At 47.6% G+C, this 22,254-nt stretch carries 18 protein-coding genes; 9 read left to right on the top strand and 9 right to left on the bottom strand.

Annotated features, from left to right (window positions below; all coding sequences use genetic code 11):
* The first annotated feature begins 69 nt into the window (after nucleotides 1-69).
* The gene (gene dinB / locus AR383_RS05940; protein ID WP_055732313.1) at nucleotides 70-1,152 is read left to right on the top strand and encodes a DNA polymerase IV; all 1,083 of its coding nucleotides are present in this window, start codon (nucleotides 70-72) and stop codon (nucleotides 1,150-1,152) included.
* Between the two features lie 7 nt (nucleotides 1,153-1,159).
* Here dinB and AR383_RS05935 read toward each other — a convergent pair whose 3' ends face one another.
* Nucleotides 1,160-2,623 carry an aminoacyl-histidine dipeptidase gene (locus AR383_RS05935; protein ID WP_055732312.1) on the bottom strand — a complete coding sequence of 488 codons (1,464 nt, stop codon included), beginning with the start codon at nucleotides 2,621-2,623 and terminating at the stop codon, nucleotides 1,160-1,162.
* Between the two features lie 401 nt (nucleotides 2,624-3,024).
* Here AR383_RS05935 and AR383_RS05930 point away from each other — a divergent pair, with 401 nt between their 5' ends.
* The 7 genes from AR383_RS05930 (at nucleotide 3,025) to AR383_RS05900 (ending at nucleotide 11,795) form a co-directional block, all read left to right on the top strand.
* Nucleotides 3,025-4,314 carry an NCS2 family permease gene (locus tag AR383_RS05930; protein WP_055732311.1) on the top strand — a complete coding sequence of 430 codons (1,290 nt, stop codon included), beginning with the start codon at nucleotides 3,025-3,027 and terminating at the stop codon, nucleotides 4,312-4,314.
* Nucleotides 4,315-4,424: 110 nt separating this feature from the next.
* Entirely contained in the window at nucleotides 4,425-5,642 is a 1,218-nt protein-coding gene (locus tag AR383_RS05925; protein ID WP_055732310.1) for an alpha/beta hydrolase, read from the top strand.
* A 74-nt stretch (nucleotides 5,643-5,716) separates the two neighbouring features.
* The gene (gene crl, locus AR383_RS05920; protein ID WP_055732309.1) at nucleotides 5,717-6,112 is read left to right on the top strand and encodes a sigma factor-binding protein Crl; all 396 of its coding nucleotides are present in this window, start codon (nucleotides 5,717-5,719) and stop codon (nucleotides 6,110-6,112) included.
* A 107-nt stretch (nucleotides 6,113-6,219) separates the two neighbouring features.
* Nucleotides 6,220-7,329, top strand: a complete 1,110-nt coding sequence (gene proB, locus AR383_RS21485; RefSeq protein WP_055732308.1) for a glutamate 5-kinase — start codon at nucleotides 6,220-6,222, stop codon at nucleotides 7,327-7,329.
* Between the two features lie 9 nt (nucleotides 7,330-7,338).
* Nucleotides 7,339-8,592, top strand: a complete 1,254-nt coding sequence (locus tag AR383_RS21480) for a glutamate-5-semialdehyde dehydrogenase (RefSeq protein ID WP_055732307.1) — start codon at nucleotides 7,339-7,341, stop codon at nucleotides 8,590-8,592.
* A 64-nt stretch (nucleotides 8,593-8,656) separates the two neighbouring features.
* A complete protein-coding gene (locus tag AR383_RS05905; RefSeq protein ID WP_055732306.1) occupies nucleotides 8,657-9,193 on the top strand; it encodes a SixA phosphatase family protein in 537 nt (178 codons plus the stop codon).
* 187 nt (nucleotides 9,194-9,380) lie between these two features.
* Entirely contained in the window at nucleotides 9,381-11,795 is a 2,415-nt protein-coding gene (locus AR383_RS05900; protein WP_055732305.1) for a beta-mannosidase, read from the top strand.
* A 149-nt stretch (nucleotides 11,796-11,944) separates the two neighbouring features.
* Here the strand turns inward: AR383_RS05900 and AR383_RS05895 are convergent, their stop codons facing one another.
* Nucleotides 11,945-13,285 carry a family 8 glycosyl hydrolase gene (locus tag AR383_RS05895; RefSeq protein WP_055732304.1) on the bottom strand — a complete coding sequence of 447 codons (1,341 nt, stop codon included), beginning with the start codon at nucleotides 13,283-13,285 and terminating at the stop codon, nucleotides 11,945-11,947.
* A gap of 291 nt (nucleotides 13,286-13,576) precedes the next feature.
* A complete protein-coding gene (exaC, locus tag AR383_RS05890; protein WP_055732303.1) occupies nucleotides 13,577-15,097 on the bottom strand; it encodes an acetaldehyde dehydrogenase ExaC in 1,521 nt (506 codons plus the stop codon).
* Between the two features lie 250 nt (nucleotides 15,098-15,347).
* Between exaC and AR383_RS05885 the strand changes: the two genes are divergently transcribed.
* Entirely contained in the window at nucleotides 15,348-17,117 is a 1,770-nt protein-coding gene (locus AR383_RS05885) for a sigma-54-dependent Fis family transcriptional regulator (RefSeq protein ID WP_055732302.1), read from the top strand.
* Between the two features lie 70 nt (nucleotides 17,118-17,187).
* Here AR383_RS05885 and lipA read toward each other — a convergent pair whose 3' ends face one another.
* The 6 genes from lipA to mltB form a co-directional block, all read right to left on the bottom strand.
* The gene (gene lipA / locus AR383_RS05880; protein WP_055732301.1) at nucleotides 17,188-18,156 is read right to left on the bottom strand and encodes a lipoyl synthase; all 969 of its coding nucleotides are present in this window, start codon (nucleotides 18,154-18,156) and stop codon (nucleotides 17,188-17,190) included.
* On the bottom strand, nucleotides 18,153-18,809 hold the full coding sequence (gene lipB, locus AR383_RS05875) for a lipoyl(octanoyl) transferase LipB (protein ID WP_055732300.1): 657 nt from the start codon (nucleotides 18,807-18,809) through the stop codon (nucleotides 18,153-18,155). The genes lipA and lipB overlap by 4 nt, the downstream gene beginning before the upstream one ends.
* A complete protein-coding gene (ybeD, locus tag AR383_RS05870) occupies nucleotides 18,809-19,087 on the bottom strand; it encodes a DUF493 family protein YbeD (RefSeq protein ID WP_055732299.1) in 279 nt (92 codons plus the stop codon). Before ybeD ends, lipB begins: the two co-directional genes overlap by 1 nt.
* A gap of 124 nt (nucleotides 19,088-19,211) precedes the next feature.
* Nucleotides 19,212-20,393 carry a serine hydrolase gene (locus tag AR383_RS05865; RefSeq protein WP_055732298.1) on the bottom strand — a complete coding sequence of 394 codons (1,182 nt, stop codon included), beginning with the start codon at nucleotides 20,391-20,393 and terminating at the stop codon, nucleotides 19,212-19,214.
* A gap of 93 nt (nucleotides 20,394-20,486) precedes the next feature.
* Nucleotides 20,487-21,287, bottom strand: a complete 801-nt coding sequence (locus tag AR383_RS05860) for a septal ring lytic transglycosylase RlpA family protein (RefSeq protein WP_055732297.1) — start codon at nucleotides 21,285-21,287, stop codon at nucleotides 20,487-20,489.
* Nucleotides 21,277-22,251, bottom strand: a complete 975-nt coding sequence (mltB, locus tag AR383_RS05855; protein ID WP_055732296.1) for a lytic murein transglycosylase B — start codon at nucleotides 22,249-22,251, stop codon at nucleotides 21,277-21,279. The genes AR383_RS05860 and mltB overlap by 11 nt, the downstream gene beginning before the upstream one ends.
* Nucleotides 22,252-22,254 lie beyond the last annotated feature (3 nt).

Below are 22,254 nucleotides of genomic sequence, written 5' to 3'. Positions count from 1 at the left end.
ATTTATTCTGCTGGCATTTATTGTATTGATAGTTATACTGTATAAAAATACAGTATTAGGCGTTTTTTCATGGCATCGGCAGTTCACCCGCGAAAAATTATCCATGTTGATATGGACTGTTTTTATGCTGCCGTAGAAATGCGTGACCAGCCACACTTGGCCGATGTTCCCTTAGCGGTGGGAGGCATGCGCGGGGGCCGAGGCGTGCTAACTACTTGCAATTATTTGGCAAGGGAATACGGCATTCGCTCGGCCATGCCTACGCATAAGGCCTTACAACTTTGCCCGCATTTACAGCTGGTAGCACCGCGTATGGCGGTGTATCAGCAAGTGAGCCAGCAGATTCAAGCCATTTTTCATCGGTATGCAGAAGCGGTTGAGCCGCTGTCTTTAGATGAAGCCTACCTCGACGTGAGCAATAGTGAATTATGCCAAGGTTCGGCCACTTTGATTGCTCAGCAGATCCGCCAAGATATTTTTAATGAAACCGGCTTAACAGCCTCAGCAGGTGTGGCGCCGGTGAAGTTTCTCGCCAAGATTGCCTCCGATATTAACAAGCCCAATGGTTTATTCGTCATTTGCCCAGAGCAGGTGAGCGAGTTTATCGAACAATTGGCCTTAGAAAAGATCTCTGGTGTGGGTAAAGTCAGTATTGAGAAGTTACATCAGCAAGGGCTGTACACCGGAGCCGACGTGCGCCGCGCCGAGCGGGCAGAGTTAAAGCATCGTTTTGGTAAATTTGGCGATATGCTGTGGCTGCGTTGCCAAGGCATTGATGAGCGTGAAGTATCGAGTGAACGGCAGCGTAAATCGGTGGCGGTAGAGCGCACCTTTGCTCAAGATGAGGGTGACCCCAGCTTATTGGCCGAGCGGCTAATGGGTTTATTGCCCGAGCTGCGGCGGCGCAGTGAACGACACTTACAAGAGGCGAATATCAACAAGTTAGGCGTGAAGGTAAAGTTTGCCGATTTTCGCCAAACCACTAAAGAGCAGCAATGCCAAGCGATAGACGAAACCCTATTGTTGAGTTTGTTAGACGAGGCCCTCGCAAGAGGCAAGGGTAAGGCGGTGCGTCTCATTGGGGTTCATATTGGTTTGGCTCATCCGCAGCAAAACCAGTCTGCACAACTGGCTTTGCCGTTTGAGCTTTAGTACTTAACTAAGCCTTTGCGGGGATGTTTTGCAATACGCTTAGCAGTAGTTGCCAGTATTTTTCAACCGCGGCAATTTCTACTTTTTCGTCGGGGCTGTGGGGGAATTTAATGGTGGGGCCAAACGAGGCCATGTCCCAGTCTGGGTAAGCACTTTTAAATAGCCCACACTCTAAACCCGCATGTATTACCATCACTTCTGGGCATTGGCCAAACAGCTGTTGGTAGCTTTGTTGAACCACACTCTTCATGGTGGAGTTATTGTCAGGCTTCCAACCGGGGTAAGCACCGCTATGGCTAACCTTGGCATTACACAGGCTAAATAATGAGGCTAAGCTGGCTTCAACTTGTAAGCGGCTTGAATCAATCAGCGAGCGCACCAAGATTTTAATATCAATGCTCTCTGCGCTTTGGCTAATTACCCCAATATTTAAGGAGGTTTCTACCACGCCTGGCACCGTTTGGCTCATGCTTACTACGCCATTGTTGCAGGCGTTTAAGCTGGCGATTATTTGTTGAGATAGGGCTGGGCTTAAACTGTGGCTGGGGCAATCAATGCTTTTCGCCAACACTTCAAGGCCGGTTTCAACCAGGCCGTATTCGTCTTGCAGCTGGGCAATCTGTTGCTCTAGCAAGTTGTTTAACTCGGCTTGTTTGTCGGCTGAGTAAAGCACGCAGCAGCTGGCTTCTCGAGGAATGGCGTTGCGTAGGCTACCACCTTGAATGGTACTTAATACCGGCTCCAGTCCTTGTTGTTGCATGGCTGCCAGTATACGTACTAGTAATTTGTTGGCGTTGGCGCGGCCGGTGTGAATATCACAGCCCGAGTGGCCGCCTTTAAGGCCTTTGATGCTGAGCTTCATAGCCGCCTGTTGTGGCGTGCTGGCTTGTTGTTCAAGGGCAAAACTAATGCAGGTATCGCCGCCACCGGCACAGCCCATATATACTTCACCTTCTTGCTCTGAGTCGGTGTTGATGAGTAGTTTACCTTCTAATACACCGGCTTCTAAGCCAAAAGCGCCAGTCATGCCTGCTTCTTCGTCAATGGTAAGTAGTGCCTCAATTGGCCCGTGAGCCAGCTCTTTGCTGGTGAGTACTGCCACTATCGAGGCCAGCCCAATGCCGTTGTCGGCGCCCAGTGTGGTGCCTTGTGCGGTGACCCAGTCACCGTCAATGTAGGGGCGAATAGGGTCTTGAGTGAAGTCGTGTTGGGTATCATTATTGGCCTGAGGCACCATGTCTAGGTGAGCCTGTAGAATCACTCCTTGGCGATCTTCCATACCTGGGGTGGCGGGCTTTTTGATGATGACATTACCTACCGAATCTTGAAAGTGCTCTAGTTGGTGCTCGTTAGCTAAAGCGAGTAACCAGTCAATCATGGCTTGTTCATGTTTAGAGGGGTGGGGAATCGAACAGATTGTTTCGAAGCGTTGCCATAAGGCCTGTGGCTGTAGAGAAGATAATGAAGACACAAAATCACCTTGTAACTGTGAATATAGAATGAATAGGACTTTATCAGCTAAGAATGGTGAATATAAGTCTGATTTTTCGCTTTTTCATAGAATATTTACGTGATTTAGACTGTACAGCACACAGCTGAACTATTACGCCGCAGCGGATTAGCACGTTGTGCTCTATGAAAAAAGCTTAACTACAAGCAGATAAACCAATTTACTAGGCTTTTCTAGGGGATATTAACAAGATGAGTTGGTAAATTTGGGTTTTTTTGCTGATCTAGCGCAGGTAGACTTCAACCAGCTATGGCTTCTTGGCAGTAGCATGAATATAATGCGACGCGATTTTCACCAGTAGCATAACGGAGCTTATTGGTGAGCCAAATAAACTACTGTCAGTCCAAGGAACATACATCGTTATGTTAGAGAAACTATTTAAACTTAAGGCGCATGGCACGGATGTGCGTACCGAGGTTATTGCAGGTTTAACCACCTTTTTAACCATGGCCTACATTATTTTTGTTAACCCTAGCATGTTAGCAGCAACCCAAATGGATGCTGGTGCCGTGTTTGTTGCAACCTGTTTGGCCGCCGCCATTGGTTGTTTCATCATGGGGATTTACGCAAACTACCCTATCGCACTAGCGCCTGGCATGGGCTTAAATGCCTTCTTCACCTACGGTGTTGTATTAGGTATGGGCCATACTTGGCAAGTCGCCTTAGGTGCTGTATTCCTATCGGGTGTGGTATTCATTAGCTTGAGCCTCTTTAAGGTTCGTGAGTGGATCATCAACTCGATTCCACAAACCTTACGGGTAGGTATTGCCGCCGGTATAGGCTTGTTCCTTGGTTTTATTGCACTGAAAAATGCCGGTATTGTGGTAGATAACCAAGCAACTTTAGTGAGCTTAGGTCATGAGAATCCTCATCAAATGATTTTAGCTGCCTTAGGTTTCTTCCTGATCATTGGCCTTGAGTACCGTAAAATTAAAGGCGGAGTGTTGATTTCAATTCTGGCCATCACTGTGCTGTCTATTGCTTTAGGTTACACCGAATACCACGGTGTTATCTCTATGCCACCTAACCCTGCTCCCACTTTCTTGCAATTGGATATCATGGGCGCCTTAGATGTGAGCATGATCAGTGTGGTTTTTGCTTTCTTATTCGTCGACCTATTTGATACTGCCGGTACCCTAACCGCGGTGGCTCAACGCGGTAATTTGCTGGATGAGAAAGGCCGTCTACCTAATCTTAAAAAAGCCTTGTTAGCTGACTCAAGCGCTACCATTGCCGGTTCGTTATTAGGTACATCAAGCACCACTTCTTACATTGAAAGTGGTGCAGGCGTGGAAGAAGGCGGTCGTACCGGCTTAACCGCGGTGGTTGTGGGTATTATGTTTATTTTGGCCTTGTTGTTCTCGCCTCTTGCCGGAATGATCCCCGCTTATGCGACTGCAGGTGCTCTGTTCTATGTTTGTACTTTAATGCTATCGGGCCTAGTTAACGTTGACTGGACTGACTTAACCGAAGCCGCTCCCGCTGCCATTGTGGCTATTTTAATGCCTTTGGCCTTCTCGATTGCCGATGGTATTGCGCTAGGCTTTATTGCTTACGCGGTAATTAAGTTGCTGGCCGGACGCTACAAAGAGGTGCCTCTTAGCGTTTGGGTTCTGGCGGTTGTATTCGCACTGAAGTTTGCCTTCTTTTAAATTAATCAGTTAGAGTATGATCTTATGAAAGCCGTCACCTAGTGGCGGTTTTTTTTTGTGGTATATTTTGTTGACTAATTATTAAGTGAGAGTGTGCTGTGAAGGAAAATTTGTCAGAAATTTTATTTAAACCACGAATTAATGTGGTGGAAACTTCCACAGTTTCTAACTCGGGGGCGGCACAATTAACCGCCCATGGGCAAGATGAAGCGCGTAAGTGGTATCGCATTTTGCGCCGTGAATATTGGGCTTGGTTAGGCCTTGACCCGATTGAAACCGAGAGCATTTTTGCCACCATTGCGATGTCTGACAAACCTCGCACCAGTGAATTGCTCGATACCGTAGGCGGTTATCAACCCGGCAACTGGAATTATGAATGGATGCAGCGGGCGGTTAAGTTTCAGGTGGCCGCCAAAGAAGCCAGTCAACAAGAGCAAAAGGAACAAGCCAAGCAACAGTATTTATTATCCAGTTATAGTGCCACCATTGCGGCTTACCCTCATTTTAAAGGTGACGATCTGGCCACCACCGCGCAGGCTCTGGCTCATACCAATTTTGTTGCGGCAATGGAGCATAGCCCTTATCACTGCAAAGTTATTGAGATCCCCGTAGACAATAAGCGAGTTCCTTGCTACTTGCACCTACCTGACACTGATTCGGTGAAACCGGTGGTACTGGTGAGTGGCGGTTTAGATACTATTCAAACTGAGCTATATCCATTTTTTGAACGCTTCTTAGCGCCTGCTGGTTTTGCTATGTTGTGTGTGGACTTACCCGGTTCTGGCTACTGTAACCATTGGCGCTTACAACAGGATAGCAGCCGTATCCATTTGGCTATTTTAGATTATTTACCGGAAATTCCATGGGTTGACCATGGACGCGTAGCCATGTTGGGTTATCGTTTCGCGGGTAATGTGGCGGCGCGTTTAGCCTTTATTGCGGCAGAGCGTTTGCGCGCCATTGTGACCATTGGTGCGCCGGTGGATCGTTTGTTTACCGATGTACAACGCTTCCAAAGTTTACCGCAAATGTACCAAGACTGTTTGGCCAATCGCAGTGGGGTAAATTCGGTCAATAAAGAAAGCTTATTTTATCGTTGCTTGCCGCTATCGCTAAAAACTCAAGGTTTATTAGGCGGAGCACGTACTTCCACTCCCATGTTTGTAGTTGGGCGTAAAAACGATTTAATTAGCCCAGAAGCGGATTTGTCCTTGCTAAGCTCGGCATCAAGAGATTGTAAAGTGGAACTATTAAAAGAACAGGATTCTTTAGAAAATTACGATCAAATCTTCACCGAGGTCACGCATTGGCTACAAAAGCAATTGTGATTTAGGCTAATTGTGGTCATTATAGTTCTAGGATACGTTCTTAATACATCAATCACTGTGGAGAGAATAATCGCATGGAAGTGACTTGGCCAAGCCATGGAAAATTATGTTCTAAATTCACTGCAATGGGGCCTTATTTTCGTAAGGAACACAGCAGCTCAGAGTTGTACTTCTTTGATTGCCTTGCCTCTTGCCTGAGTGCTAAACCTGCCGCCGATAAACGTGAGTTTTATGGCTGGTGGTTTGAATTAAGAGTGAATCAACAGCGTTTTGAGTACCACTATTGGTTTGGTCTTTACGACAAACAAGGCGAGTGGCAGGAAGATAAGATCCCTAGTAAGTTTCAAGCTGAGGTAGAAGACTCACTCAACGCGTTTTATCCTAAGTTGCTTGATACTTTGCAAGCCTTGGGTCTAGAAATTAACGCCGCTCCCTCTTTATCCCCCAATTTGGCGCTGCCGGCAGCTTAGCTGGCGTAGCCTTCCGCAAAAAAATGACGCACAGGCTCTGTGCGTCAGATGATTATCAGGTAGAATACAGGCTTTGCGTTTTAGCCTAGTTGGAATAGTAAATAAGCATGTCGAAGCAAACCATTGTCGTTAAGTTAGGCACCAGTGTGCTAACCAGCGGCACTTCCAAACTTGATCGTGCACATATGATTGAGTTAGTGCGCCAGTGCGCCTTGTTGCGCAAGGCTGGTCATCAGTTGATTGTAGTCACATCGGGAGCGATTGCCGCAGGGCGAGAGCACCTGTCGTTGACCCATGGCAATATTGCTCCGACCATTGCAAATAAACAAATGCTGGCCGCGGTAGGGCAGAGTCGTTTGATTCAAACCTGGGAGCGTTTATTTAATATTTACGATATCCACGTAGGGCAAATGTTATTAACGCGCGCCGATCTAGAAGACCGCGAGCGTTTCTTAAATGCCAAAGACATGCTTAAGGCCTTATTAAAACACGGCATTGTTCCCATTATTAACGAGAATGATGCGGTGGCTACCGCCGAAATCAAAGTGGGCGATAATGACAACTTATCGGCACTCGCGGCCATTTTAGGCGAAGCCAATAAACTATTACTGCTGACCGACCAACCCGGCTTGTTTACTGCCGATCCGCGGAATAACCCGGAAGCCAAACTGATTGAAGAAGTGAGTGAAATCAGCCCTGCTATTCGTGCCTTAGCTGGTGACAGTATTAGTGGTTTGGGTACCGGCGGTATGGCCACTAAATTGCAGGCCGCTGAAATTGCCGGCAGAGCCGGAATTGAGGTGGTGATTGCAGCAGGCCATAAAGAAAATGTTATAACTCGTTTAATCGAAGGACACAACGTAGGTACTCGTTTTTGCCCCACTTCCACCCCCCTAGAAAACCGCAAGCAGTGGATCTTAGCTGGCCCCCCTCCACATGGTGAGCTAGTGCTAGATGATGGCGCTTGCAAAGCGGTGGTTGAACGTGGTTCAAGTTTGTTACCAAAAGGGATTTGCGGCATTAAGGGGGAGTTTAATCGTGGTGATGCGGTGCGCTTAATGAACTTGGAAGGACGCGAAATTGCCCGCGGAATTTGTCGTTATCAAGCCAAAGATATGAATAAAATTAAAGGCTTACATTCAGAACAGATCGATAAGGTATTGGGCTATGGTTATGGCTCGGTAGCGGTCCATCGAGACGATTTAGTATTGAAATAGGAATACTCCATGAGTTTACAAGAGCTTGGGCAACAGGCAAAACAAGCCAGTTTTGACTTGGCTACCTTAACAACCCGCCAAAAAAACGCAGCCCTAGCGGCGATAGCTGAGCAGTTAGAGGCCCAACAAGAGGCCATTTTAGCGGCTAATAAAATCGATTTAGATGCTGCTCATGAGGCGGGCTTATCTGCGGCACTATTAGACCGCTTGATGTTAAATGGTGAGCGCTTGGCGGCGATAGCTAATGACGTGCGTAACGTCATTTCACTAGAAGATCCGATTGGCAGTGAAATGGATTGCCGAGTATTGGAAAACGGCCTACGTTTGTCGCGTCGTCGTGTACCGCTAGGTGTGGTGGGGGTAATTTACGAAGCTCGACCTAATGTGACCATCGACATCGCAGCGCTGTGCCTTAAAACCGGTAACGCCAGTATTTTGCGCGGTGGTAAAGAAACTTTCCATTCCAATATGGCGCTGGTTAAGGTGATTCAAATGGCCTTGCAACAAGCTGGCTTACCAGCGGCGTCGGTGCAATATATTGAAAAACCCGACCGTGAGTTAGTGGCGCAGCTGCTGCGCTTAGATGAATACGTTGACATGATCATACCTCGAGGTGGTGCGGGTCTGCATAAGATGTGTCAGGAAAACAGCACCATTCCAGTGATTATTGGTGGTTTTGGCATCAGCCATATTTATGTGGATGACTCGGTTGATTTAAACGCGGCCTTAGATGTGATTGAAAACGCTAAGGTGCAGCGACCTTCTGCTTGTAATGCTTTGGATAGCCTATTGGTGGATCAAAAAGTTGCAGGTGAATTATTGCCAATGCTGGCAGAGCGAATGAACCAAGCCTCGGTTAAGCTAGTGGCCACCGACAATGCCATGGCTGGGCTTAGCGCCGCCAAAGACTTACAGCCTGCTGGTGAAGGGGACTTCGATACCGAATGGTTGAGTTACACCCTAGGAGTGAAAGTAGTGGCCGATGTGGATGAGGCGATTGCCCACATGCGCACTCACAACGCTAGCCACTCAGATGCTATTTTGTCGAACCGGTTGCAAGCGGTAGAGCGCTTCGTTAACGCGGCGGGTTCGGCGGCGGTTTATGTGAACGCTTCCACTCGCTTTACCGATGGAGCACAATTTGGTTTGGGTGCGGAAGTGGCCGTATCAACCCAAAAACTGCATGCGCGTGGCCCAATGGGCTTAACTGAGCTAACCTCATATAAGTGGATTGGCATTGGCGATATGTTGTCTCGCCCTTAGGTGTTAATCCACTTTATGCTAAAAGCCTGCACCGATTGCAGGCTTTTTTATTTGCGGAGACATTATGGCTAAAACCTTGTGTTTAATTAGACATGGTAAATCGCGTTGGGATCAGCCTCATCTGAACGATAGGCAGCGCAGCTTAGCGCCAAGAGGTCAAGCCGCGGCGAGCTTAATGGCGCGCCACCATGCCCCAGAGTTTGCCCGGCTGCAATTAGTACATTACTCCCCGGCTGCTCGTTGTGAGCAAACTCTGCAATATTGGTTGGCGCAGCGCCAAGCCAACTTAGATTCGGCGCTAGAACTTGATCTAAAAGTGCTAAGCGAAGAAAACTTATATAGCTTTTCTTGGGCTGATTTACTGTTGCATATTCAGGGGCTTCCCGAGGCTTATAGCAAAGTGGCCTTGGTGGGGCATAATCCTGCCTTGTTGGAGCTGGTAGAATATTTAACTGGCCAAGACCTAGTTAAATTTCCTACCGCAAGCATTGCTGTGCTTCGCTCCCCTAAGGCTTGGTCGGCGTTTGGCCAGCATTGCGTTCAGCTAGAATTGTTTGATACCCCGAAACGTTTAGCCGTTAGGCTAGATTCTTCACTGTGAACTTAAGGGGAGTATGCTTGAAATATTGCTATTAAAATTCTGAAACTCTTTCATACCAAGCCGGCGCTTGTGATGCTGAGCACAGGGTTCTGCTTAAGTGATTTGAAAGATTGTTCTGTGGATTTATTGATTTTAAAGTTTTCATCTATCTTGTTCGTCTTTTTTAGTCTGATTGTTTGAGGTGATAATGGTCGTATTGGCGCTTTCTGAAGATTGGTGCTTAAGTTCTCCTCAGCACCCGCAGCTTAATTTACCTTGTAAGATGCCGCTGGATAACTATTCCGTTTTGCTTGAGGCTGGATTAATTGATGACCCCTATCAGCAGTGTAACGAGAGTAAGGTGCAGTGGGTGGCCAAAGCAGATTGGTGCTTGAGCCATGAATTTGAATTAGAGCTGGCGCAGCTCGATAACGATTTTATCGAACTGAAACTGAGCCGTTTAGATACGGTGGTTGATGTTTATATTAACCAACATAAGCTGGCGAGCTGCGACAACATGTTCCGCTTATGGCGCTTCGATATTAAGCCATGGCTAAAAGAGGGGCGAAACCAACTACAGCTATACTTTCATCGCGCCGATGTGGCCGCTCAACAGCGCGCTGAAAAACTGCCCTTTGTGGTGCCCTCATCCATGGGTAACAACCAAGTACCATTTATGAATAGCTTGCGTAAAACCCAATGCCACGCAGGTTGGGATTGGGGTATTTGTTTAATGGTGAGTGGCGTGTACCAGACGCCGCAAATCTGCTTTAACCAGCAAGCGCGCTTGTTGGCGACTCAAGTCGAGCAGCATTGGTCAGAAACTGGCGTGACCTTGCAGCTAACAGCCGAACATGATTTAAATTGCCAGCAAGACATTCAGTTTCAGTTTGGCGAGCACAGTATCGTAGTTACGGCGGAGCCTGCTAGCACTATTAGCCAAGCCTCGATCCATATTGCCGATCCACAATTGTGGTGGCCCGCAGGTTATGGCGAGCAAGTCTTACATTGTTTTGCCGTGACGCTGGGCGAGCAGCGCATTGAGAAAAAAGTGGGGCTGCGTAAATTGCAGCTCAATACTCAAGCCGATTCTCTAGGTTCGGCGATGACGGTGATGATCAACGATGTGGCCATTACTGCCAAAGGGGCGAACTGGATCCCCATGGACGCTATGCCGCAGCGGCAAAGTGTGGCTCGCTACCAGCAGTTATTAGGGGATGCCAAGGCCGCTAGTATGAACATGTTACGGGTATGGGGAGGCGGTCAATATGAAAGCGATGTGTTTTATCAGCTGTGTGATGAGCTAGGCCTAATGGTGTGGCAAGACATGATGTTTGCGTGTTCGCTCTATCCCTCTACCGATGACTTCGTGGCGAACGTGGAGCTTGAGTTACGCGACCAAATTTGCCGCTTGCGAGATTATAGCTGCATTGTTTTATGGTGTGGTGATAATGAGGTGATTGGGGCGATAAATTGGTATCCAGAGTCGAAGCAAAATCGCGAACGCTACGTGGTCAATTATGACCGTTTGAATCGTGCTATTCAAAAAGTGGTGCAAGCCTGTGACCCTTCGCGGGTATTCTGGCCGAGTTCGCCCTGCAATGGTGAGTTAGATTATGGCGATGCTTGGCATGATGATAACAAGGGAGACATGCACTTTTGGGATGTGTGGCATTCCGGTAAGTCATTCTCGGCTTATCAGCAAATTAAACCCCGCTTTTGTTCTGAGTTCGGCTATCAATCTTGGCCTTCCTTAGCGGAAGTGAAAACCTTCGTGGCCGAAGAAGATTGGAATATTAGCTCTCCTACTTTTGAGTACCATCAAAAGAACCCCAGCGGCAATAGCATCATTACCGAAATGTTTACTCGCTTATTTCGTTTCCCGGCAAATTTTGAGCAGATGTTGTATCTCAGCCAAGTGCAGCAGGCCTTGGCGATAAAAACCGCTTGTGACTATTGGCGTGCTAATAGCCCTTGGTGCAGAGGCATGCTGTATTGGCAGCTTAATGATAATTGGCCGGTAAGCTCGTGGTCGAGTATTGAATACAGTGGTCGCTGGAAGCAGCTGCATTATCATGCAAGACGTTTTTTTGCGCCACAGTACGCTAGTTTTGTTGAAACCGAGCAAGGGCTGCAATTGCATATGCTAAATGACTGTCGACGTGATATCTCGATGCAGTGCCGCTTAAGATGGTTCGATTGGCAAGGCCAGCAACTGAGTGATGAGCGATTAGAGTGGCAGTTAAGTGCCGATGAAAATGCCCTTATCTGGCATTGTGAAGCAGCAGAACTTGCTAAAAAGAGAGAGGCGGGTTTCTTTATTGCCCAGTGGCAAAGTGAAGCACAAGAGCTGCAAAACTGCTGGTTTTCTGGGCCGCCGAAAGCCTTGGCTATGGCTAAAGCCAAAGTGAGCTTTGAGTTTGACGCCGCGCAGCAAAGTATTTTGTTAACTAGCGATAAACCGGCTTTTTTTGTGCACCTAGAAGCCGATGCGCCGGGGCGGTTTGAGGATTCAAGCTTTACTCTGTTGCCTAATGAGGTTCGTAAGATCCGCTATTTGGGTGATGACTACCCGCAAATGGCAGCCAGTTTACGGGTTTACCATTTGACCGACAGTTATTGAAGAGGCCGCTGTATTAGCGCCAAGTGAATTTGCCGAGAGCTTGGCGAAACAGCTCTAAACCCACCTCTGCCTAAAGGCCGAGGTGGGCGAACTATATTATTAAATGAGTTGAGACGCTGGCTGAGGCCTCATTTAGTGCTAACTAATTGTTAGTTGTTAGCAGCGGTCGGTCCGTAGATTTGATATTCCCCGGACATTTGTAATAGAGCGAACATATGCAATAAACCGTCATAGTAGCGCCATTTACCGCTTGGTGTTGCTTGTTTCCATAAGCGTTCGGTGAATTGCTTGGCCTCTTGACTATCGGTGATCATCGCTGCGGTGCCGTTCATGGCATTTTGGCCAGAACTCCCCCAAGCAGAAACAATCTCTCCATCCATTTCATGTACTGCGTAGTTTTGCCCCTTACGCGTGTATTCGTCAGCGTAGAAGCCGATCATTCGCTCGGCTAACTCTTGCAGTCTTGGGTCCGCATTAAACCAATGATGGTCCATGGCCATATTGCCAATGACCCGGAAAGCGTCGTAACCAGATTTGTGGCTAATTGCGTTAAATGAGGTTTTTTGCGGTGTTCCATCAAATGTGGCGTATTCAGAGTACAAACCTGTTTCTGGGTGAGATGCCTTGTACAAGTAGTCGCGGCTAACTTGGGCGGCTTCAGCCCACAGTTGATTGTCTTGCTCTGCCCAGCGCGCAAAAAGTTCATAAAACGCAGCCACATGGTAAGAAGGGTCAGTATATAGGCCAGTCTTTTTTTCGGTTACAAAGAGGATTTGTTTTTGTTTTCGGCTAAACATGGGGGCCTGTGAGTCGGTTTCTGGCTTATTTACCATGGCGTTAAGAATCACATTGGCTTCATCTTTGTATTGGAAAATACCTTCGCCAGCACCCCAGCGGTGTTCCGCAAACATCAGCGCCATCGCAAAGTAAAGCTCACCATCGGGCGCGGCGTTGTTATCTATTTTAGTGAAGGGAGCGTGTGGTTTTAAATGCCAAGCAAAGTAATCCTTATGCCAGCCATCTTCATGTTGCATGTAAGTTTTAGAAAACTTCCACAACTTATTGAACATGGCCTGATCGTCCATTTGTACCGCGATCATCATGCCGTAAGACATCCCCTCAGAGCGAATGTCGTTGCTGCCAATATCCTTAATAAAGCCCATGTCTTCCCCTACTGGGAAAAATACCGCCTTGCCGCCTTCTCCGCGCGAGTCAGAGTAAAATAATTGCTGGTAAGTATCGTTAACTTTTTGAGTAACCTGCTCTGGGGTAGCAATACCTAGGTCAACAAAGGCATTGCGGTATCTACCGCTGTAAAAAGCTCCCGAAGTGGTATTTGTTGTTTTGGATAACTTGGGGGCGTCTAGCGAGTGGGGTGTGGTGCTGTTTGGCGAATTAGCACATGCTGCTAAACCTAAAGGTAATACACAAAAGGTAAGCGCTCTCAACGCATTGACCAGTGTTTTACTGTTAGTATTGAAAATATTCATTGTCATGATCACCTTAATTAGCTTGTACGCTGAATTTGAAGCTGGCTACGAGAAGCATTGAAATGATATGACTTCACATAACTATTTTAGGCTACATGAACTGAGCTGGCACTCACACTGTGATTTTAGGTAATTCACTGTTAAATATGGATAATTTGCGCCATGTCGCATAATGCTTGTTACGTTTTTTCATTATTTTTTGTTGAGTGGATGGGCCTAGTGCTGAAGCTTAGGGGCGAGAATAAAGAGAGGTTTCCCTCTCTTTATATTCATCTGTATATAGATAACAGCTTAAAAGAAACCTAAAGGATTAACATCGTAACTGACTAACATATTTTTAGTATTTTGGTAGTGCGAAATTGCCACTTTGTGAGTTTCTCGGCCAATGCCAGAGCGCTTGTAACCGCCAAAAGCGGCATGGGCGGGGTAGGCATGGTAGCAATTAATCCATACCCGTCCGGCTTCTATGCTGCGCCCCATACGCTGGGCTAGGTTCATGTCACGAGTCCATACTCCCGCACCTAAGCCATATTGGCTATCGTTGGCAATTGCCAGCGCTTCGGCCTCATCTTTAAAGGTGGTCACCGAGATAACTGGGCCAAAAATTTCTTCTTGGAAGACCCGCATATCATTAGTGCCTTTTAAAATAGTGGGGCTGATGAAATAACCCTGACTATTTTCGCTGGCCATGCTGGGTCTTACCCCACCGGTCAGCAATTCGGCGCCTTCATTTTTGCCGATTTCTAAGTAACTCATGATGCGGTCTAGTTGTTGCTGGGAAACCTGCGCGCCAACTTGGGTGTTAATATCCAAGGGATTACCTTGCTTGATGGTTTTTACCCGCTCCAATACGCGTTGCATGAAGGGCTCGTAGATGGACTCTTGAATCAAGGCTCGAGATGGGCAAGTACACACTTCACCTTGGTTGAAAAAGGCTAGTAATAAGCCCTCAATTACCTTATCTAAATAGGCGTCTTCGTGGTCCATTACATCGGCAAAAATCACATTGGGTGATTTACCGCCGAGCTCTACGGTTGAAGGGATTAAGGAATCGGCGGCGCATTTTAATATGTGTTGGCCAATTTCAGTGGAGCCAGTAAAGGCCAGTTTGGCGATGCGTGGGCTAATTGCCAAGGCTTGTCCGGCTTCTTCACCAAAGCCATTCACCACATTCACCACACCTTTGGGGATTAAGTCTTCAATCAGCTCCATCATCACCATGATGGAGGCTGGGGTCTGCTCGGCGGGTTTGATCACCACACAATTACCAGCAGCCAGTGCTGGACCAAGCTTCCATGCCGCCATTAGTAGTGGAAAGTTCCAAGGAATGATTTGCCCCACCACACCGAGTGGCTCGGGGAAGTGATAGCTAACGGTGGAGGCATCTAAGTCGGCTGCGCTGCCTTCTTGGGCGCGAATACAGCCAGCGAAATAGCGAAAGTGATCCACAACCAAGGGGAGATCGGCGTTTAAGGTTTCGCGAATGGCTTTGCCATTTTCCCAGGCTTCAGCCACGGATAAATATTCGAGGTTTTGCTCTATTCTATCGGCAATTTTCAGCAGCATGTTAGAGCGCTCGGTTACCGAGCTTGCGCCCCAAGCGGCTTTGGCTGCATGGGCGGCGTCTAAGGCGAGGCCGATGTCTTGCGCATCTGAGCGGGCCACTTGGCAATAGACTTTGCCATTCACCGGTGAAGGATTATCCAAATATTGTCCGTTTACTGGTGCTACCCATTCGCCACCAATGAAGTTGTTGTAGCGCTCTTTAAAGGTGATTACTGAACCATCTGTACCAGGTTGTGCATATACCATCGTCAAATCCTTTGTTTCGTTAATTGTTATTAATATGTTTCATTTTTCTACGTGGTCTCGCTACGTCACAGATTGATATAGCAAGGGCTGAACCAGTTTGAATAAACTTGTTGTTAATAAAATGTAACACTATGATTGTTGGCATAAACAAATTGTCTGGTGGAGAAAGGTCTCCCAAAGGCGAACCCATTAGCACTGTCACGCTGTTCCATTTTGTTACAGCTGGACTGTTACTTTATGGAACAAGCGCATGAGCACGAAACTGCCACTTCCCAGTACCATTAATGCTTCTTGGTTACGCAGTCAAGATGCGGGCTTAAAACAGCAACATTCACCAGAAGTGCTGCGTTTAGCCAACGCTGAGTTAGCTGAGCGTCATCAGCAGCACCGAGTATTGATTCAGATAGTAGAGCGTTACGCCTATCCCTTATTCGAGCAGGTGATGGCGCACACTGCCAGCCGCCTAATTTTGGCTGATGTAGATGGCTACTTAATTCAGCATTGGGGGATTAAGCGTTATAACGACAAGTTAGCCAATGTGGCCTTAGAGAAGGGGGTTAATTGGTTAGAACAATACAAGGGGACGAATGCTATTGGCACGGCTATTGCCACCGGGCAAGCGGTATCGGTGATTGGCGAACAACATTTTATCCAACAGCATCGCTTCATGAGTTGCAGTGCGTGTCCGATATTTTCTCCACAGGGCGAAATCGTAGCGGTGCTAGATATTAGTAGTGAACAGCAGCGGCATACTCAACAAACCATGTTATTAAGTACCAGCCTCGCCCAGCAGATTGAAACCGCGCTGTTATGCCAGCTACCAGAGAGCCATTACCGCATCGACTTGGCCGCTCAGCCTAACTTACTCGACTCTGGCTGGCAGGGCATAGTGGTGGCCGATAGTGAAGGTAAAATCTTGGGTTTGAACCCCATGGCTAGGCAACTGCTCAAGCAGTTGAATGTAGGGCAAACCCTATCCAGTCACTTGGGGGAGAACTGGCAGCAGGCTAGCTTGTCGGAGTGCAGCCAACTGCATCTGCAAACCAAATCTTTAAAAGCACCTCAAGTTAAGAGTAAGCCTCGCGTATTATCGGATGCGACTGGCGATGCGCGGGTGAATGTCGCATGGCAACAAGCCTGCAAGGTGGTGGGTAAGTCGATTCCCTTATTAATTTTCGGAGAAACTGGCGCGGGTAAGGAGCGTTTTGTTAAGCGACTGCATCAACAGAGTTCGCGGGCCAATCAGCCTTTGCAGGCAGTAAATTGTGCAGCCTTACCTAACGAGTTAGTAGAAGCCGAGCTATTTGGCTACCAAGCTGGCGCATTCACCGGAGCCAACCCTAAAGGTTATTTGGGAAAAATACGCCAAGCCGACGGTGGCTTTTTGTTTCTTGATGAAATTGGCGAAATGCCCTTGGCTGCACAGACCCGTTTATTAAGGGTATTGCAAGAGCGAGAGGTAGTGCCAGTGGGAGCCAATCAAAGTTACCCGGTGGATATACAAGTGGTAGCGGCGACCCATGTGAATCTGCAGCAGCGGGTGGCTGAGGGCCTATTTAGAGAGGATTTATATTATCGCTTGGTGGGTTTGCAAATTAGCTTACCGGCCTTACGTGAGCGTAGCGATATGACTCAGCTTATCGAAAAGCTGCATCGACGTTATCGCGAACACTCGCAGCAAATAGACTCAGGCCTAATGAGTAAAATGCTAAGCTATGCTTGGCCGGGCAACCTTCGTGAGTTGGACAATTTCATGCGTGTGGCTTGTTTAATGAGTGAGCAACAAGAGTGCTTATATTATGCAGATTTGCCAGAGGCCTTACAGCAACAACTAGAGTCTGATCAAACCGTCGAGCGTGACGATGGCGACGCCCCCGTGGAGCTGCAATTGGCCATAGAACAAAACATTGTTAAGGTTTACCAGCATTGCCAAGGCAACATTACCCAGGCAGCTAAACGCCTAGGCATTAGCCGCAATACCCTTTACCGTAAGCTGCGGCAACTAAAGCTTAAGCACTAGGCTGGCTTTAACATTCAGATAAAAAAAAGAGAGCATCGAGCTCTCTTTGTTCGTTTTGTAGACCTGTGAATTATTTCACTTCTACGCCTTTGGCTTGTAAGTCGGCGTGGTAGCTGGAGCGAACCAGTGGGCCACAGGCGGCGTGGGTAAAGCCCATGGCTTCGGCCTTGGCTTTTAGCTCGTCAAACTCTGCTGGTGGCACGTAGCGCGCTACTGGCAGGTGATGACGACTTGGCTGAAGGTATTGGCCAAGGGTTAACATGGTGACGCCGTGGTCACGTAAATCTTGCATCACTTGTAGAATTTCTTCGTTAGTTTCTCCCAAGCCCATCATTAGACCTGACTTGGTAGGCACTTCTGGGTGCAATTCTTTAAAGCGTTTTAATAGGTTGAGTGACCACTGGTAATCTGAGCCGGGACGGACTTGCTTATATAAACCGGGTGCGGTTTCTAGGTTATGGTTAAATACGTCGGGCGGATTTTTGTCTAAAATTTCCAGCGCTCGGTCCATACGGCCTTTAAAGTCAGGTACGAGGGTTTCGATTTGAATATGCGGGCTTTGCTTGCGAATTTCACTGACACATTCGGCAAAGTGTCCGGCACCCCCGTCACGCAGGTCATCACGGTCAACCGAGGTGATCACCACGTATTTAAGCTTCATGTCGGCGATGGTAGCGGCTAATTTCGCGGGCTCTTGCTGGTCTAGTGGCAGCGGTTTACCGTGGCCAACATCGCAGAAAGGACAGCGACGAGTACAGATATCACCCATGATCATGAAGGTTGCCGTGCCGTGGTTGAAGCATTCGGCAAGGTTGGGGCAAGAGGCTTCTTCACACACCGAGTGTAAGTTGTGCTTACGCATGGCACTTTTAATTTCGTTAATTCGAGTGCTATCTGAAGGCAGCTTAATCCGCATCCACTCTGGCTTGCGTAACATGGTTTCTTTTTCTGAGGGGATCACCTTTACCGGAATAAACGCCATTTTATCGGCATCACGAAGTTTTACTCCGGGCTCCATACGAACTTTTTTTTCACTCATAGCGTGGGCAGTCCTTGTTGATGTTCTATATTGCGATAGTCCAGTTGCTGAGCCAAGATCGTGCTCAGTTGCTCCGCCACTTGTTCAATGTTGGGCGAATCGACGTAATCGCTTAATTGTGCCATTTCTAAGCCAGCATAACCGCAGGGATTAATCAGCAAAAATGGGCTGAGATCCATGTCGATATTTAAGGCTAAACCGTGGAACGAGCAGCCTTTGCGGATCCGTAAACCTAAAGAGGCGATTTTTTTGTGTTCGATGTAAACACCGGGCGCATCGGGTTTAGCAAAGGCGCTAATTTGATAAAGCGCCAAAGTATCGATAATGGTTTGTTCGATAACGCTCACCAGTTGGCGCACGCCAAGTTTACGTCGACGAATATTCAGTAGCGGGTAGGCCACTAATTGTCCAGGACCATGATAGGTGACCTGACCGCCGCGATCGGCTTGAATCACCGGGATATCGCTGCTTGCTAACAAGTGCTCGGGTTTACCGGCTTGTCCTTGGGTAAATACTGGCTGATGTTCAACCAGCCATAATTCGTCGGCCTGTTCTGGGCTACGTTGATCGGTAAAATCACGCATAGCCTGCAGAATAGGACTGTAGTCTTGTCGCCCTAAATGGCGAATGATGAGACGGTTTTGCTCTGTCATTAGAGTACGTGGCGAACGTCTTCGATACTGCCAATTTCAGTGTAAAGCGTTTCGATATGCTGCTTACTGGTCACGGTGACCACTAGCGTAATCGATTTGTAGTTGCCTTTACTACTTGGGCGGGTTTTCGGTGCGTAGTCGCCGGGCGCTAAGTTTTGAATCACGCTCAGTACTTCATCTTCTAGAGTATGGTTGTTAACCCCCATGATTTTAAAGGTAAAGTCACAGGGAAAATCTAAATATTCATCAAATTTCGTTTGCATATCTGACCTAAGAATACGGATTTAAGCCACCAGTGTTGGTCGAGCTAGAAATAAAAAACGCGTTATTCTAACGCGTTTTTGTGAGCTTTGCCTAAGATTTCCGCACATTCCTGTGGTGGATTGACGGTTATCCGTTTATTTAGCTAAACAAAGAGGCGAAAAACAGTTTGATGTAGTCGAATAAGCGTTTGAAAATACTACCTTGTTCTACATCTTGCAGTACTACTAGTGGGTACTCAGCCACATCTTCATCACCCACTTGGAAATAAACCGAACCTACGGTTTGACCGGCAGCTAGCGGCGCTTTCAGTTCTTCTTTAAGCTCAAAGCTGGCTTTTAACTGGCTAGCTTGGCCACGCGGTAGAGTCAGTGCGATGTTTTGATTTACCCCCAACGAAACCGTTTCTTGGTCGGCCATCCATACCGTTTGTTCAACAAAGCTGTCGCCCGCTTGGTAGGGTTTAACGGTTTCGAAGAAGCGAAAGCCCCAGTTGAGTAGTTTTTTACTTTCCGCTGCGCGGGCCTTGGCTGAATTAGTCCCCATCACCACTGATACTAAGCGCATGCCGTTATCGGTAGCCGAAGAGACCAAGCTGTAACCTGCGTTGCTAGTATGGCCGGTTTTCATGCCGTCCACATTCATGCTTTTATCCCACAATAGGGTATTGCGGTTGTGCTGGGTAATGCCGTTAAAAGTAAATGATTTTTCTTTGTAGATCGCGTATTCGTCAGGAATATCGCGGATCATTGCAGTGGCCAAAATGGCCATGTCTTTGGCCGTGGTGTATTGCTCAGTGCTGTCTAAGCCGTGGCTGTTAACGTAGTGGGTATTTACCATGCCAAGGTGGTCTGCCCAAGAGTTCATCAGGCTGGCGAAGGAGTCTTCACTACCGGCAATGTGCTCGGCCATCGCTACACAGGCATCGTTACCCGATTGAATGATGATGCCGCGGTTAAGATCGGAGACCTTAACTTGCTTGCCCACTTCGATGAACATTTTTGAAGAATCGGGAAAGTTTTTTGACCACGCCTTTTCACTGATGGTCACCATATCATTGGGATTAAGTTTACCTGACTTAATTTCTTTACCAATGATGTAGCTGGTCATGATTTTAGTCAGGCTGGCTGGGGCTAGACTGTCTTCTTCATTTTCTGCAGCCAATACTCGACCGGAATCAAAATCAACCAAATAGTATGCTTTGGCAGCAATGATCGGGGCATTGGGGATGACTTGAGGCGTTGCTGCATGCGCCATGCTCAGGTTAGTTGCAATCAGAAGCGCAGAGGCGCAGCTAATTCGCTGAAATACATTTTTGATCATGTTTGGCTCTTTGGCTTGTTAGTCAATAAAACGGAACGGCAAACACTATAACAAAACTTAAGCGTGGTTTGTTAGTATCTGCACGAAATCCGACTAGTTTGCTTTTAGATTAATGATGTAGGCGTCTTTGTAATGGCCATTACGCATGCTAGCTAAGTATTTCTCAGCACTGAGTACATCGCGGTAGGGGCCAAGTCGAAGCTTTTGCCAGCCGTTCTCACTCACAACTTGGGTGGTGAGCCCTTGGGCTTCTAGCTGACTCTGGTGTTGAGCCAGAACTTGCTGGTTTTTACTGGCGAACAATTGCACAAAGTATTGTTCTGTGCTTGGTTCGACACTGCTGTTTGCCTGGGCTTGTGGGTCGAAGCGTAGCAGCTTAATTTTCACCTTGGCGGTGCCTGATTTTAGCATATCCAATTTGTATGCCGCCGCGTAGCTAAGGTCGATGACCCGTTGCTGGTGAAAAGGGCCGCGATCATTAACTCGCACGATAACGGTTTTACCGTTGCTAAGGTTACTGACTTCAACATAGCTAGGTAAGGGTAAGTTCTTATGCGCCGCCGACATGCTGTACATGTCGTAGATTTCGCCATTGGATGTGAGATGACCATGAAATTTTTTACCGTACCAAGAGGCTTCACCTTCCACTTCGTAATCTTGAATATCACGCCAAACTTGATAGCTTTTACCGCGCACTTGGTAATCGCGATTACCTTGGCGGCTGTATGGCTCAAAGCGCGGTATGGGATTTTCTAAATGCGCTAATTCAGGGGCGCTATTTGGCGCTTGGTCTTGGTGCATGCCATAACGTTGCTGATTGGGCGCTGAGCTACAAGCGCTCAGCACTAGGCCAATAATTAACAGTAGCGAAAGGCGAAAGGGCTTACTTAGCATCTAACTCTTCCTTAGCTTGGCGTAAGCGCTCACTAAATTGATACACCGCCATGGCATACAGCGGGCTGCGATTATAGCGAGTAATCACATAGAAGTTATGCTCAGCCAGCCAATAGCTGTGGCCTTCGGCTTCTTCTAGGGCGAGTAACTTAACAGGGGTATCGGGGCTTAGTTGGGCATCACTAGTGATGCCAGCGTCTGCCAGTTGTTGCCAATGGTCTTGTAATTCTAATTCGTTGCGTAACCATGGCTCGGCTTGTTTGGCCTGCGCCTTGGCACGGTGGACAACAGCTTCTCCAAGCTGCCAACGATGTTGGTGGAAGTAGTTGGCTACACTGCCAATCGCATCTACCGGGTTATTTAGCATGTCTACCTTGCCGTCGTTGTCAAAATCAACGCCGTAATGCAGGTAGCTAGAAGGAATAAACTGACCAAAGCCCATGGCGCCAGCATAGGAGCCTTTCACTTGGTCGAGCTGCCAGCCTTGTTGTTCGGCTAGGCGGATAAAGTAGGCAAACTCTTTACTGAAAAATTGAGCACGTTTGGGGTAGTGAAAGCCTAAGGTATAAAGCGCGTCAATCACTGGGTAAGTGCCTTTATGTCGGCCGTAATAGGTTTCTACCCCAATAATGGCGACAATGATTTGCGCTGGAACTTGATAGCTTTGCGCGGCGCGCTCAATGGTTTGCTGATGCTCTTGCCAAAACGCTAAACCGGCAGCTAAGCGCTCCTCAGTGAGAAACAAGTCGCGATATAAATGCCAGGGTTTAGCTTCCCAAGGGCGGGTTATGGCATCGATGACGGCTTGTTGGTACTGAGCCTGCTGAGCAGCATGTTGTAGCTGAGTTAAGGGAATATCGAGTTCTTGGCTTAAGGCTTGTAAACGCTGTTGTTGACTATCGGCAAAGGCTAAGTTTGGCCAAATTTGAGACAGAAGCAGCAGTAAAAAGCAGCATAAGCGCATAGC

The organism is Agarivorans gilvus (genome assembly GCF_001420915.1).
Classification (GTDB): Bacteria; Pseudomonadota; Gammaproteobacteria; order Enterobacterales; family Celerinatantimonadaceae; genus Agarivorans; species Agarivorans gilvus.
The sequence above is the reverse complement of the archived record's forward strand: the minus strand, read 5'-3'. Positions and strand labels throughout refer to the sequence as shown.

What these genes read in the sequence shown, in the direction of transcription:
- AR383_RS21480 (WP_055732307.1), top strand. Translation starts at nt 7,339, where the DNA reads ATGAGTTTACAAGAGCTTGGGCAACAGGCAAAACAAGCCAGTTTTGAC.
- AR383_RS05895 (WP_055732304.1), bottom strand. Translation starts at nt 13,285, where the DNA reads ATGAATATTTTCAATACTAACAGTAAAACACTGGTCAATGCGTTGAGA.
- exaC (WP_055732303.1), bottom strand. Translation starts at nt 15,097, where the DNA reads ATGGTATATGCACAACCTGGTACAGATGGTTCAGTAATCACCTTTAAA.
- AR383_RS05930 (WP_055732311.1), top strand. Translation starts at nt 3,025, where the DNA reads ATGTTAGAGAAACTATTTAAACTTAAGGCGCATGGCACGGATGTGCGT.
- proB (WP_055732308.1), top strand. Translation starts at nt 6,220, where the DNA reads ATGTCGAAGCAAACCATTGTCGTTAAGTTAGGCACCAGTGTGCTAACC.
- AR383_RS05900 (WP_055732305.1), top strand. Translation starts at nt 9,381, where the DNA reads ATGGTCGTATTGGCGCTTTCTGAAGATTGGTGCTTAAGTTCTCCTCAG.
- AR383_RS05865 (WP_055732298.1), bottom strand. Translation starts at nt 20,393, where the DNA reads ATGATCAAAAATGTATTTCAGCGAATTAGCTGCGCCTCTGCGCTTCTG.
- AR383_RS05860 (WP_055732297.1), bottom strand. Translation starts at nt 21,287, where the DNA reads ATGCTAAGTAAGCCCTTTCGCCTTTCGCTACTGTTAATTATTGGCCTA.
- AR383_RS05905 (WP_055732306.1), top strand. Translation starts at nt 8,657, where the DNA reads ATGGCTAAAACCTTGTGTTTAATTAGACATGGTAAATCGCGTTGGGAT.
- crl (WP_055732309.1), top strand. Translation starts at nt 5,717, where the DNA reads ATGGAAGTGACTTGGCCAAGCCATGGAAAATTATGTTCTAAATTCACT.
- lipA (WP_055732301.1), bottom strand. Translation starts at nt 18,156, where the DNA reads ATGAGTGAAAAAAAAGTTCGTATGGAGCCCGGAGTAAAACTTCGTGAT.
- mltB (WP_055732296.1), bottom strand. Translation starts at nt 22,251, where the DNA reads ATGCGCTTATGCTGCTTTTTACTGCTGCTTCTGTCTCAAATTTGGCCA.
- dinB (WP_055732313.1), top strand. Translation starts at nt 70, where the DNA reads ATGGCATCGGCAGTTCACCCGCGAAAAATTATCCATGTTGATATGGAC.
- lipB (WP_055732300.1), bottom strand. Translation starts at nt 18,809, where the DNA reads ATGACAGAGCAAAACCGTCTCATCATTCGCCATTTAGGGCGACAAGAC.
- AR383_RS05885 (WP_055732302.1), top strand. Translation starts at nt 15,348, where the DNA reads ATGAGCACGAAACTGCCACTTCCCAGTACCATTAATGCTTCTTGGTTA.